The organism is uncultured Sunxiuqinia sp. (assembly GCF_947495665.1).
GTDB lineage: Bacteria > Bacteroidota > Bacteroidia > Bacteroidales > Prolixibacteraceae > Sunxiuqinia > Sunxiuqinia rutila.
The window spans coordinates 210369-224286 of record NZ_CANLZV010000006.1; the positions used below are offsets into that span (position 1 = coordinate 210369).

Annotated in this window: 13 protein-coding genes; 3 read left to right on the plus strand and 10 right to left on the minus strand. The window is 44.5% G+C overall.

The window, feature by feature from the left end; all coding sequences use genetic code 11:
* Positions 1-73: 73 nt before the first annotated feature.
* Positions 74-2635, plus strand: coding sequence for an adenosylcobalamin-dependent ribonucleoside-diphosphate reductase (locus tag Q1A18_RS09840; RefSeq protein ID WP_299579000.1), 2562 nt, complete (start codon positions 74-76; stop codon positions 2633-2635).
* A 142-nt stretch (positions 2636-2777) separates the two neighbouring features.
* Here the strand turns inward: Q1A18_RS09840 and Q1A18_RS09845 are convergent, their stop codons facing one another.
* The 10 genes from Q1A18_RS09845 to Q1A18_RS09890 all read right to left on the minus strand — a co-directional run bounded on the left by Q1A18_RS09845 (position 2778) and on the right by Q1A18_RS09890 (position 12567).
* Positions 2778-2972, minus strand: a complete 195-nt coding sequence (locus Q1A18_RS09845; protein WP_299579002.1) for a hypothetical protein — start codon at positions 2970-2972, stop codon at positions 2778-2780.
* Between the two features lie 212 nt (positions 2973-3184).
* Positions 3185-3973: a tryptophan synthase subunit alpha gene (gene trpA, locus Q1A18_RS09850; RefSeq protein ID WP_299579004.1), complete on the minus strand. Its 789-nt coding sequence runs from the start codon at positions 3971-3973 to the stop codon at positions 3185-3187.
* Between the two features lie 62 nt (positions 3974-4035).
* The gene (gene trpB, locus Q1A18_RS09855) at positions 4036-5217 is read right to left on the minus strand and encodes a tryptophan synthase subunit beta (RefSeq protein WP_299579006.1); all 1182 of its coding nucleotides are present in this window, start codon (positions 5215-5217) and stop codon (positions 4036-4038) included.
* Position 5218: 1 nt separating this feature from the next.
* Complete coding sequence (locus Q1A18_RS09860) at positions 5219-5860, minus strand: phosphoribosylanthranilate isomerase (RefSeq protein ID WP_299579008.1); 642 nt, start codon at positions 5858-5860, stop codon at positions 5219-5221.
* Positions 5861-5907: 47 nt separating this feature from the next.
* Positions 5908-6690 carry an indole-3-glycerol phosphate synthase TrpC gene (gene trpC / locus Q1A18_RS09865; protein WP_299579010.1) on the minus strand — a complete coding sequence of 261 codons (783 nt, stop codon included), beginning with the start codon at positions 6688-6690 and terminating at the stop codon, positions 5908-5910.
* A gap of 35 nt (positions 6691-6725) precedes the next feature.
* A complete protein-coding gene (gene trpD / locus Q1A18_RS09870) occupies positions 6726-7715 on the minus strand; it encodes an anthranilate phosphoribosyltransferase (RefSeq protein WP_299579012.1) in 990 nt (329 codons plus the stop codon).
* A gap of 122 nt (positions 7716-7837) precedes the next feature.
* Positions 7838-8407 carry an aminodeoxychorismate/anthranilate synthase component II gene (locus tag Q1A18_RS09875; RefSeq protein WP_299579014.1) on the minus strand — a complete coding sequence of 190 codons (570 nt, stop codon included), beginning with the start codon at positions 8405-8407 and terminating at the stop codon, positions 7838-7840.
* 1 nt (position 8408) lies between these two features.
* On the minus strand, positions 8409-9815 hold the full coding sequence (locus Q1A18_RS09880; RefSeq protein WP_299579016.1) for an anthranilate synthase component I family protein: 1407 nt from the start codon (positions 9813-9815) through the stop codon (positions 8409-8411).
* 341 nt (positions 9816-10156) lie between these two features.
* Positions 10157-10972, minus strand: coding sequence for a mechanosensitive ion channel domain-containing protein (locus Q1A18_RS09885; protein WP_299579018.1), 816 nt, complete (start codon positions 10970-10972; stop codon positions 10157-10159).
* A 491-nt stretch (positions 10973-11463) separates the two neighbouring features.
* Positions 11464-12567, minus strand: coding sequence for an Sb-PDE family phosphodiesterase (locus Q1A18_RS09890; RefSeq protein WP_299579020.1), 1104 nt, complete (start codon positions 12565-12567; stop codon positions 11464-11466).
* 149 nt (positions 12568-12716) lie between these two features.
* Between Q1A18_RS09890 and Q1A18_RS09895 the strand changes: the two genes are divergently transcribed.
* Positions 12717-13577, plus strand: a complete 861-nt coding sequence (locus Q1A18_RS09895; RefSeq protein ID WP_299579022.1) for an ROK family protein — start codon at positions 12717-12719, stop codon at positions 13575-13577.
* A gap of 106 nt (positions 13578-13683) precedes the next feature.
* Complete coding sequence (locus Q1A18_RS09900) at positions 13684-13881, plus strand: hypothetical protein (RefSeq protein WP_299579024.1); 198 nt, start codon at positions 13684-13686, stop codon at positions 13879-13881.
* Positions 13882-13918: the final 37 nt, after the last annotated feature.

Sequence of the window (13918 nt, forward strand, 5' to 3'; positions counted from 1 at the left end):
TCACGGAAAAACAATCCGACTTTTACACAAGTATACAATCAGTTAACAAAAACAGTTTTTTAATTTTTGGTGTATGGCTTTCAAAAATGTGGCAGTGGAGCCCCAAACGGGCAAAAAAATTTATTCCCAAGAGGAAGCGTACCAGGCAAGCTTGGATTATTTCAAAGGAGATGATTTAGCTGCCCGGGTATGGATCAACAAGTATGCATTAAAAGATTCTTTTGGAAACATCTACGAGAAGACCCCCGATCAAATGCATCAACGTTTGGCAAAAGAAATTGCCAGAATCGAGAAGGAGTATAAAAATCCGATGACCGAAAAGCAGGTCTATCAACTTCTGAAAGATTTTAAATATATCGTCCCCCAAGGAGGTCCGATGACCGGAATTGGTAATGACTATCAAATTGCCTCCCTCTCCAACTGTTTTGTTGTTGGAAACGAAGGAGACTCTGACTCTTACGGTGGAATCCTTAAGATTGACCAGGAGCAGGTTCAACTCATGAAACGACGCGGCGGCGTTGGGCACGACCTTTCTCACATTCGTCCCAAAGGCTCACCCGTCAAAAACTCAGCTTTAACGTCTACCGGAATTGTTCCATTTATGGAGCGCTATTCCAACTCAACCCGCGAGGTAGCTCAGGATGGTCGTCGGGGAGCACTTATGCTTTCAGTTTCTGTCAAGCATCCGGATTCAGAATCATTCATTGATGCCAAACTGGAACAAGGGAAAGTAACCGGAGCCAACGTCTCGGTTAAAATCCACGATGATTTCATGCAAGCCATCGAAAGCGGAGAGCCCTACGTTCAGCAATACCCCATAGAATCAGACAATCCGAAGTTTGTAAAAGAAACCAACGCGAGCAAAATCTGGGATAAGATTGTGCACAACGCCTGGAAATCTGCCGAGCCGGGCATTCTCTTCTGGGATACCATCATCAAAGAATCCGTGCCGGATTGCTACGCCGATTTAGGCTATAAAACCGTTTCGACCAATCCCTGTGGCGAAATTCCACTTTGCCCTTACGATAGCTGTCGTTTGTTAGCCATCAACCTTTATTCCTATGTTGAAAAGCCATTTACCGCGGATGCAAAATTCAATTTCGACCTGTTTAAAGAACACGTGAGCTATGCACAGCGCATGATGGATGACATTATTGACCTGGAACTGGAGAAGATTGACGCCATTATTGCAAAGATTGATGAAGATCCGGAAGATCCGGAGATCAAATCAATCGAACGTCGTCTTTGGGAGAAAATCCAAACCAAAGCTCGTGAAGGACGCCGTACCGGAGTAGGCATCACGGCTGAAGGCGATATGCTGGCCGCATTAGGTTTGCGCTATGGAACCGAAGACGCTACCGACTTTAGCGAAGAAATTCATAAAACACTGGCCATTGAGGCCTACCGCGCCTCGGTTCATGTTGCCAAAGAAAGAGGATCATTCACCATCTACGATGCAGAGCGTGAAAAGAACAACCCGATGATCAACCGGATTCGCGAACAGGACGAAAAACTGTATCAGGACATGGTTAAATACGGTCGTCGAAACATTGCGATGCTAACCATTGCTCCTACCGGAACAACCAGCTTGATGACACAAACCACCTCAGGAATTGAGCCCGTGTTTATGCCTGTTTACAAACGTCGCCGCAAAGTTAATCCAAACGACAAAGAGGTTCGTGTTGACTTTGTTGATGAAGTAGGTGACAGCTGGGAGGAATACATTGTTTTCCACCACAAATTTGTGACCTGGATGAAAGCCAATGGCCATGACACCACCATTCAATACAGTCAGGAAGAACTGGATAAGCTGGTCGAGAAATCACCTTATTACAAAGCAACATCAAACGATGTAGACTGGTTACGCAAAGTGCGCATGCAAGGACGCATTCAGAAGTGGGTCGATCACTCGATCAGTGTAACCATCAACTTGCCCAATGACGTGGAAGAGGAATTGGTTGGTAAATTGTACTTCGAAGCCTGGAAAAGCGGCTGTAAAGGAGTAACTGTTTATCGTGACGGATCTCGCTCTGGTGTTTTGATTTCAAACAAAAAGGAAGAAAAGAAAAAAGAGAAGTTTTCAAGCTTCCCAACCAAACGCCCCGAAGAACTGGAAGCCGATGTGGTACGTTTTCAAAACAACAAAGAAAAGTGGGTAGCCTTCATCGGAATGGTTGGCGATCTTCCTTACGAAATCTTTACCGGACTGCAGGATGATGAAGATGGAATCTTACTTCCCCGTTCGGTAACCAAAGGAAAGATCATTAAAAACCGGGACGAGGATGGCAATTCACGCTACGATTTCCAATACGCCAACAAGCGTGGCTACAAAACAACCATCGAGGGCTTGTCTTACAAATTCAACCCAGTATTCTGGAACTATGCCAAGCTAATCTCCGGAATTCTGCGTCATGGCATGCCAATTCACAAAGTGGTGGATACCGTGACCAGCCTGCAGTTGGATAACGACACCATCAATAGCTGGAAAGCTGGAGTGGCGCGCGCCTTGAAAAAGTACATTCCCAACGGAACCATTGCCGAAGGAACAGTATGTGGCGAATGCGGATCAAACAATGTGATTTACCAGGAGGGCTGTTTAACTTGTCCGGACTGTGGATCATCAAAATGTGGTTAATTCCTTACGTAACGAGATAAATAAAAGGCTTTCACTTCGGTGAGGGCCTTTTTACTTTTCCGCTAAAATTGGTCAGCAGTCAGAAGGGAAAGGCTACAAACAAAAAAAGGTTCCTTTTGGGAACCTTTTTCTTTGTCTGAGTTTATGCAGCAATCGTTGAAAAAACATCATTTAAAATTTCAGGATACATGTCACTGAAATTTTCATCACACCATTCACGCAGCTCATTGAGATCATCCGGGGTCTCAGCCCACTTAACACATTTGATCAGCTCTTTCCGGAACAAGTCACGGCTAAAACTAATCTTTGGTAAAATTACTTTTGCGTACTCAATCATAGCATTTAGAACGTTTAATTAATTACTCTGCTAAAATAACACATCTCCACCTACTTTGGTATGTTGCAAAATAGCTATTAACACAATTTAACATCACATCAAGCCAAAGTCCAGATTAAAAAACTGAGTCTCAATAGGCTAGTAAGCCCAATTTAGAAACTTGTTTTATAACATCAATTCATGTGATTCAAGGCAAAGAAACAATCCTAAAATTAAGCGCTGATTACAATTTTTTTAATAAAGCTTGAAATTCGTTCTTCCAGTGTTGCCTCCTGCTCCAAAGCCTTCACAAAGGCACTTCCAATAATGGCTCCCGAGGCATACTGACAGGCATTTTCAAAGGTCTCCCGGTTGGAAATACCAAAGCCAATCAGGTGTGGATTTTTGAGCTTAAGCTGACGAACACGCTCAAAATAGTCTTTGTTAAAATCAGACACATTGCTTTTCACTCCGGTTGTCGATGAGGTTGACACCATGTAGATAAACCCGTTTGAAGCCTCATCAATCTCCCGAATTCGGGCATCTGAAGTTTGAGGTGTTATCAGCAAAATATTGTGCAAACCGTACTTCTCAAATACAGACCGGAACTCCTCTTGATAAACATTCAAGGGCAGGTCTGGTAAAATAAGCCCGTCAATCCCCACCTCCTGGCATTTTTTACAGAAGTTCTCTACACCATACTGCATTACCGGATTCAAATAACCCATCAAAATCAATGGAATTTGAACGGTTTCTCGAATTGTTGCCAGTTGCTCAAAAAGCTTTTTAATGCTCATGCCATTCTTCAAAGCCACCGTGCTACTGTGCTGAATGACCGGGCCATCGGCAACCGGGTCTGAAAAAGGCATGCCAATTTCAATCAAGTCTGTGCCGTTTTTTTCCAGGGCCTGAATAATCCTAACGGTGTCTTCCAGCAGCGGATAACCTGCCGTGAAATAAACCGAGAAAATATTCTCTTTCTTATTCTGAAAAAGCTGGTTGATTCTATTTTGTGTGCTCATAGTTCTCATTTTTCACTTTGGGCTTTCCGTTTCATAAACCGGCACGCAGCCCAAAGCCGTTTTTAATAGCCAAAGTAATTTAAGTAAGTCTCCATGTCTTTATCACCACGTCCCGACAAGTTGATAACCGTTACCTCATCCGGTTTCAGCTCAATCTTTTTCAGCGCTGCCAAGGCATGCGCCGATTCCAGGGCCGGAATAATACCTTCAAGCTGGGTTAACTCCAAGGCGGCCTCCAACACCTCCTCATCGGTTGCCCACAAGTATTTGGCCCGTTTTGTTTGAAACAAATGCGAGTGAAGCGGACCAATTCCGGGATAATCCAAACCTGCAGAAATGGAATACGGCTCCACAATCTGGCCATCCTCCGTTTGCATCAGCATCGATTTGGCACTGTGTAAAACGCCTACTTTCCCCAAGGTTAAAGTTGCAGCCGTTTCCTCGGTATCAACGCCTTTTCCAGCAGCTTCCACACCAATCAGCTCCACCTCTTCATTTTCCAGGAAGTGATAAAAAGCCCCGGCAGCATTGCTTCCTCCACCCACACAGGCAATTACCCGGGTTGGAAATTCGCGCCCCAAATGCTCGTCCAACTGCATCTTGATCTCCTCACTGATGACAGCCTGAAACTGTGCAACCATATCAGGATACGGGTGTGGTCCTACCACCGACCCAATGATGTAATGGGTATCTTCCGGATTGTTGATCCAGTCGCGCATGGCCTCATTGGTGGCATCCTTCAGGGTTTGATTTCCGGAAACTGCCGGAATAACCTCAGCCCCCAGCATCTTCATCTTTTTCACGTTCGGCGCCTGGCGCTCCACATCCAGCGCGCCCATGTAAACAATACATTTCATGCCCATCAAGGCACACACGGTAGCCGTAGCCACACCATGCTGACCTGCTCCGGTTTCAGCAATAATACGCGTTTTGCCCAAAGCCCTGGCTAGCAAAATTTGCCCAATGGTGTTGTTCACCTTATGCGAGCCGGTATGGTTCAAATCTTCCCGTTTCAGGTAAATGTTCGAGCCATACTTTTCCGACAGGCGCTTGGCAAAATACAAAGGCGAAGGACGTCCGACATAATGCTTCAACAAATGAATGAAGTCATGGCGGAAATTGTAGGAATTAATAATTTCCATGTACCGCTGCTGCAGTTCTTCAATATTAGGGTGCATCATTTCGGGAATGTATGCGCCCCCAAACTCACCGTAATAACCTTTTCTATCGACTTGATATTTCATATTATATGCTATTTTTTCTGATTTGACTGATAAAAACCTTGACTTGACCGACATCTTTCAATGCAGGCTCCAATTCAAAACCACTGTTAATGTCGAAGGCAAAAAGCTGATCATGCTTCAGCTGAGAAAGTGTCTCAACATCATCCGGGCCAATGCCGCCACTCAGCAGGAAAGGCACTTTCAGGGTATAATTCTTCAAAATGTCCCAATTAAACTTCAGCCCGGTGCCACCAGGCAGCTTTCCTTTCGTGTCGAAAAGAAAGTAGTCAACAACCGACTCATAGGCTTTCAACACGGAGAAATCAAACTGATCATCCACCGAAAAAGCTTTAAAAACCGTTAATCCGGCCTGACGAACCTGTTGACAATACGCCGGACTCTCCTGTCCGTGAAGCTGGGCCACTTGCAACTGGAAATTCCGGCAAATCGCCAGCACTTTTTCCAGCTCTTCATTCACAAAAACAGCCACCTTTTGGGTTGATTCCGGAACCAGGCTGAAAATCGAAGAATCCGGTCTTTCTCCCACAAAACGCTTCGATTTGGGGTAGAAAATGTAACCCAGATATTCCGGTGCAGCCTCTAAAACTCCCCGGATATTTTCCGGATCGCGCATGCCACAAACTTTTACTTTCCTTGCCTTCATTGCTTGCTCAAAATTTCTCGTTTCAACTACTTTGCGTTAGCAAACCATTACAACTTACTTATAAATTCAGCACAGGCTTTTCCCGGATTCTCTGACTTCATGAAATTCTCGCCCATCAGAAACCCATCAAAACCTGCTTTCCGCAAGTAGTGAATATTTTCAACGGAAGACAAGCCGCTTTCTGAAATCCGCACCATATCAGCAGGCAATTGCTTGCTTAAGCGAACCGAGGTTTCCACGTCCACTTCAAACGTTTTCAGGTTGCGATTATTCACGCCAACTAAATCAACCAAAGGATTCAGCTTCTCAATTTCGTCCTCTGCATGCACTTCCACCAGCACTTCCAGTCCCAGCTCTTTGGCCGTTTCCGACAGAAGCAACATCTCTTCTTTACTCAAACTGGCAGCAATCAGCAAGATCAGGTCGGCGCCATGTGCTTTGGCTTCATACACCTGATAAGGATCAAGCATAAAATCTTTACGCAAAATGGGGGTGTGGGGGTTCGCAAAACGAGCTTTAGCCAGGTTCTCAAAAGATCCTCCGAAATACTGATGATCGGTCAGCACGGACAAGCCAGAAACCCCGGCAGCCACATAAGCCGAAGTAACCTTAGTAACTTCTACTCCGGAGTTAATCTCTCCCTTTGAAGGTGATTTCGTTTTAAATTCAGCAATAATTCCTGAAGCTCCTTCCGTTTGAAGGGCCGCCTTTAACGAATGCGGTGTTCGCTTAAAAAAAGGCGATAGCTTCAACTCCTCCAGGCTGATTTTTGCTTTAGCAGCCGCAACTTCGCGACGCTTATTGGCATTTATTTCATCTAATATTGTCATGTTGATTTTGTGTTTTCGTATTTCACTTCAACTAACTAGTGCTGCATCAGCTTTTTAAACACCGCCAAAGCCTTTTTACTCTCCAGCGCTTCCATGGCCTCAGCCACACAATTCAGCAAGGACTCCTCCGGCTTTAAGCATTGAATGCCCAAAGCAGCATTGGCAGCAACAACATGCTTTTGAGCTGCTGTTCCATCGCCTTCCAGGATGCGGACAAAAATTTTGGCGGCATCATCCACCGACTCTCCTCCCGACAATTCATCCGGATGATAGCTTGGAAAGCCAAAGTCTTCCGGTGCTAAATCATACACCCCCGATTTTGAAGCATAGCGTGCGGATGCTGTCAGCGAAACCTCATCGTAGCCATCCAGACTATGCACAATCCGATAGTTCTGATCGCTATCGCGCATGGCCTGATCGTAAAGATCCATGATCTCAAGATCAGACACGCCTACCAACTGATTTTTGGGCGATGATGGATTAATAATGGGCCCCATAATGTTAAAAATGGTGCGTACTTTCAAGGCTTTACGGACTGGCCCAACGTATTTCATGGCCGGGTGAAAAAGCGGTGCATGAAAAAACGTAATGCCGGCTTCATCCAGTTCGCGGCGCAACTTATCGTGGTTGTTGCTAAACTGGTAGCCAAAATATTCAAACATATTGGATGATCCACTTACTGATGACAAACCATAGTTTCCATGTTTGGTCACCTTGTAACCGGCACCAGCCAGCACAAAACAACTCAAGGTTGAAATATTGAACGTGTTTTTCCCATCACCTCCCGTTCCAACCACATCAATGGTATTGAACTCAGAGAAATCAACGGGCAAACACAGGTTAAGCAAAGCCTGACGAAAGCCAGCCATTTCTTCGCCTTTAATCTTCCGCATCCGGTAGACCGTCAATAAAGCTGCAATTTCTGCTTCCGAGAACTGTCCTTCACCAACCCGGGTGAGCACATCCTGTGCTTGCGCTTTGCTCAAGCTATTTCCTTCAAATAAGTAATTTAAAATATCTTTCATTGTGGTGTGTTCTTCTATTTACGGTTACACTGACTGGAACGCCGGGTATTTAAGGCTTTCGCGTTATTGACTGTCCCTTCAGCTATGCTTCATTCAACAATTGTTTCAAGCTTCAGTTTGAATTAACTGTTCAACCAGTTTTCAATCATTTTTTCGCCCAAGGGTGTTAAAACCGACTCGGGATGAAATTGAACACTTCGAACATCGAATTCCTTATGCCTCATCGACATGATCTGTCCATTGGCGTCCTGGCTGGTTATTTCAAAGCAAGCAGGCAAGCCCTCCTGATCCACAATCCAGCTGTGGTAACGCCCGGCTTCAAATTGTTCAGGAACCGAAGCAAACAGAACCGGATCAGGATTCACCTGATTTACTGGTGTGGCAATTCCATGCAACACCCGTTTCATATTAATCAATTTAGCACCAAAAGCCTCGCCAATTGCCTGATGCCCCAAACAAACGCCCAACATGCTTTTGCGCGGAGCAAACTCACGAATAATCGCTAACAACAAACCAGCCTCTTCCGGAATTCCAGGGCCGGGAGAGAGTACAATTTTATCGTATTTTTCCAGGTCCTTCAGCTCCAGCTCATCGTTCCGAATTACGTCAACCGGTTGTCCTGAAAGCTTTTTAATGGCATGCACCAAATTGTAGGTGAATGAATCGTAATTATCTATGACTACTATTTTCATGTTAAATTTCTTTAGCTATTTCAATGGCTTTCTTTAGCGCAGCCAACTTGTTGTTTACTTCCTGCAGTTCGTTTTCTTCTTTTGAATCGGCAACCACGCCCGCGCCAGCCTGGTAGTAAAGTGTACTTCCCTTGCTCAAAAAAGAACGAATCATAATCGCATGGTTCAAGCTGTTATCAAAGCCCATAAAACCAATCGCACCTCCGTAATAGCTGCGTCGCTGGTTTTCGTAACGGTCAATTAATTGCATCGCCATGTGCTTGGGTGCTCCCGACAAGGTTCCCGCCGGAAACGAATCGCCCAACACCGACACCATATTGGCACCTTCAGGCAATTTGCCCGACACTTCAGATACCAGGTGAATGACATGCGAGAAGTACTGCACTTCACGATAGCTATCCACCCTTACATCCTCCGCATTTCGGCTCAGGTCGTTGCGCGCCAAGTCAACCAGCATCACATGTTCCGCATTTTCTTTGGGATCGGCACACAGTTGCTCGGCCAGCAGGCGATCTTGCTCATCGTTCCCGGTACGTCGAAATGTTCCGGCAATCGGGTTGATGATGGCGCGGCCTTTTTTTATACGCAGCTCCGCTTCGGGGCTGGAGCCAAAAATCCGGAAATCGCCATAATCAAAGAAAAATAAGTAAGGCGATGGATTAACAGACCGTAGTGCCCGGTACACGTTAAATTCATCGCCTTTATATTGTTGTGCAAACTGTCTGGACAACACAATCTGAAAGACATCACCCCGATAGCAGTGCTCTTTCCCTTTGGTCACCATTTGCCGGTATTCCTCATCGGTAATGTTGGAGGTTTCATCACCCACCAAATCAAATTTGGTATCCGGGAAAGACAGGTTTTTAAGCAACGACTCAATCTGTCCCATTTCAGCTGTCTCTCCTTCCGGCAGATTTTCAATCAGCGAAATCATATCCTTAGAGTGATCAATGGCCAGAATGTACTTGTAAAAGCAATATTTCACCTCCGGAATTGCGTAAGCATCCTTTCGCTCAGCCGTCACATCAATCTTTTCAAAATACTTGATTGAATCGAAACTCAGGTAGCCAAATAACCCATTGGCCGGCGTATTTTCAACATCACCACTCAGCTTAAACGACTTGAAAAAAGCATCCAGCTCCAATTCAACCGTTTGATGGTCGTTCACTTCTTTTGTCAGTAACCGCTTTCCCAAATGATCAACGGTAATCAATCCCTGATCGGCCGTAAAGCAGGACATAGGCTTGATACAGATAAAAGAGTACGCATTTTCATTCCCATGATAATCGGAACTTTCAAGCAGAATCGAATTAGGAAACAACTCCCTGAATTTCAAATAAACACTCACCGGAGTCAGTGTGTCTGCCAGAATTTTCTTGACCTTTACTTGTACATTAATTGGATTCATGCTATTGCGTTTTTAAAATTTTCGACATAAAAAAAGCGGCTTACCGTGTTCCGATAAGCCGCTTTTTTGACCATGATTGGCATGAAGCTACTCCTCTCCACGGGATTGTGAAAAGTTGTTGCGCCACCACCAATTTGTTAACATGATCTGATTCATTTGTATATCTCTTAAAAATACCAATATGGCTATTACCTTCTTATCCGAAGAAGACCCCACCACGGAAGCCATATTGTATTTATTTCATTATCTGTTTTGAACTTCAGAGTGTAAAAAAATGACTTTTTTTTTGAATTCGCAAATTTTAATGCCTCTTGCATTCAAAAAATCAGAAATCCTTCATCTTACAACTGGTTTAAGTGCACATCCATTTGTGGGAACGGAATGCTTACACCAGCCTCATCCAAGGCGACTTTACCTTGCTCATAAACATCGAAATAGACCGCCCAGTAGTTTTCGGGTTTGGTATGTGGCCGCACTGCCAGCTCAACAGCACTATCGGCCAATCCAGAAACACCAACAAAAGGAGCCGGTTCCTGAAGCACCAACGGATGTTGATTCATCACCCTCAGCAACACTTCCCGTGCCTGCTTTATATTAGACTTGTATGAAATACCAAACGTCATATCCACCCGAATCAATCCTTCCGTTGTATAATTGGTGATATCGCCATTCGAAATAGCTCCGTTGGGAATAATGATGGTTTTATTTTGGGGTGATAACAGAACAGTAACCACAATGTGAATCTCTTTCACCACGCCCAAATGGCCTTGGGTCTTAATCAAATCACCCACCTGAAAGGGTTTAAAAATGAGAATCATGATTCCGCCGGCAAAATTGGCCAGCGTGCCTTGAAGCGCTAACCCAATTGCGAGTCCCGCGGCTCCTAGTATGGCGATAAACGAAGTCGTCTGGATACCAATCATGCCTGCCACACTGATAAGCAACAGGGCCTTTAACCCCAGGTTGGTCAAGCTGGACACAAATCCGATCAACGACACATTGACCTTTCGCTGCTCCATCATCCGGCGGGCTCCCCGCGTAAGCCGATTGATAATCCATAAACCTGCCACGAGAACAACAATGGCTAAAACAACTTTGGGCCCATAGATTAGAATCATCTCATAGGCCTTTTCGATTAAATTCTGATAATCTTCCATGTCCTTTGTTTTAATTGAAATTGCAAACTTTCACCACAAGTTACTTCATTATGACGAACTTATCTGCACGCCTTCTCAAAAAACAAAGCGGAAAATTCGATGCTCAGAAGGCCAAAAGAAGGTTCGAATTCAGTTTTTAGAGACTCGAAAATGAAGGATAAACAGCCAGATACCGACTCGAAGACAGCCTACAGCCCAGTGAAAATTGACTGATTATTTCTAAAAGAGACAGGATTATCTCCCTACCGATCCAGTAAATAAAATTACAGCAAGCTAACAAAGAGGAGGAAATAAACTTATTGGGAGACTAAAATCAGCTAGCTAAAGACGAAACAAAATGAAGGTCGAAATCGTAAAATCAAGTCCTTTACAGCCACTTTTTAATTCTTACATTGTAGTTGATTGGTTCGTGGTTGTAGAGATGTAAAGGTAATTTTAGTTGTTTGTTTAGAGAAAGAGCGGTGAATGAATTCACCGCTCTTTCTTTTTATTTAGCGATTGGCAATATCCAAATTAACCGATAACGGCTTCCCGTCAAGCGTCAGAAGGTTGCTCACTTCATACGACAATTTTAACCGATCCATCGTTGCCACTTCATCGGAAGTGCCTGTCAAATCAACAAACACCGTTTGATGTGCTTTCAATGTAATGCTCTCCGGACATGAAAACCCGACAGCTGGCTGGCGCAATTTCAAATGAAAATCCAGATCGCTGGAGTTGTGTATCTGAATTTTCCGAATCTGATGATTCTCCAGTCCGGCCCGTTTGTTTTTAATCTTAACCGATCCGAAGAACAAGGGAGTCAGGTATTGCCGTTCCCCCACCAATTGGTTATCAAAATAAGCCACCGTTCGCCGGTCTTTCAAGGCTTGCTTAATGGCTCCCATCGATTTATCGGTAGCAAACACCAGAGTCATCGGCCGATGCTTATCGCCATAAGTCATATGGATAGGTGCATGAACATCTGAGTTGGCAAACACGGTCAGCTTCTTATCTCGTGCCCAGCCCAAAACTTCAGGATAAAACTCCTTGTGATTATACACTTCCATGCCATGCAACATGCCACTGTTAAGCAATCGGGTATGTTCATCCCACCAACGGGTGGTGTCTGGTTGCTGGGCTTTCCATCCAGGGTGGTTCCATAAAATGAAAGCGCCTTGTTCTTTGGCTTCCACACAAGCTTCCCACCAATCTTCCCGATCCATCAAATTGGCATTGGTTATAAACAAGGCATTCAGATGTCCTGGAGGCATTTTCCTGGTAATTTCAGTAGCCGGAATCAAAACGATGCCCATTTGCTCAGCCAGAGGCTCGGCAATCTCAAAAGAGCGGTTATGATCAATCTCCATATCCTGCGAATGAGGCAGGTATTCAATGTGATCGGTAATGGCAATTGCATCTAAGCCCTCTGCCCAGGCCTCCTGAACACGAACGGTGGGCCACACAGCGCCATCCGAAAAGACCGTATGCATATGAAAATCACACTTCAAGGTTAAATAGCCCGGAATATCCGGGAGATTGACTTCAGTCCGGCTTTGCGCCAGAGCACATAAAGGAAAAGCAAACAATAAGAATAGCAGTTTTAGGTTATTCATCTTTCAATAATTTTGGTACAAGTTATACAAAACCTTTTATTTAGCGTTTCATTTTAACCCTTCAAAGATATTATAAAGGCATTTAAGATATCAAAAATGAAGGGCTATATTTGTGAGAATACAACTAAAACAAATAAAAACTAATTACTATGAAAATGATTGGCGTTGATATTGGCGGAACCAAAATAGAAGCTGCCCTGATCGATAGAGAGCAACTGATTCAATCCTACTCCTGTCCTACCCCTTCAGACCAGACGAAAGAGCAAGTGGTACAAACCATTGGTGATGCCATTGAGCAGGTTTTTGCCGATGACATTGACGGAATTGGCATCGGAGTCCCCGGACTGGTGGATCTTGAAACCAATGAGGTGCTCGATGTAGTCAACATCCCATCGTGGGATCGGGTGCCTTTAAAACAACTATTGGAAGAACGTTTCAACCGACCTGTTTTTGTAAATAACGACGCCAACTGCTTTGCTGTAGGTGAAAATTACTTCGGCAAAGGCCAAGCGTACGACAATTTTGTAGGCATTACCCTGGGAACCGGATTAGGAGCCGGAATCATCATCAATTCGCACTTATATTCCGGACGCTTTTGTGGAGCAGGCGAATTTGGCGCTCTCTATTACCAAGACAAAACCCTGGAAGCCTATGCCAGCGGACAATTTTTTAAAGATCGGAATCTGTCGGGAAAAACACTGGCCGAACAAGCTGAACAAGGCAATGAGCAGGCCCTTCAACAATTTCACGAACTGGGTGAACATATTGGACGAGCCATTGGCAACGTGCTGTTTGCTTTGGCCCCGCAAGCCATTATTTTAGGCGGATCGGTCAGCCAGTCGTTTCATCTGTTTGAAGCAGGCATGCGAGCTGTGCTGGAAAACGAGTTCCCTTACCAGCGACTCTACCAATCATTGCAAATTGAAGTTTCGGATCTTGCCAATGGGGCTGTTTTTGGAGCATCATCCTTGGTTATGGATGCTGTTTCGCAAAAATACGAGAACCACTAAGCACTGGTTTTCATCTTTTCAACTAAAAATTCCACAAAGGATATTCGACATGATCATATCCTTTGTGGAACACAAAAAAGTCGTTTATCCCCCAAACCATCCGCTTATGCGTAAACTTCGAAAACTCCTGCTAGCTGCCGCGAGTCTCATTATTTTGCTTGAACTGTTCCTACTGAACTACAAGGACCTGAGTTGGGCTGAAAACCAAAACAACTACACGGTCATTTTAGCGATGCTGTTTACAGCAGCTGCCATGGTGATTACAGACCGAGCGGAGCAAAAGCGCAAAAACAAGAAAAGATAGCTTTACTTCCTGATTTGTGTTTTTTTAACCGGTTTCA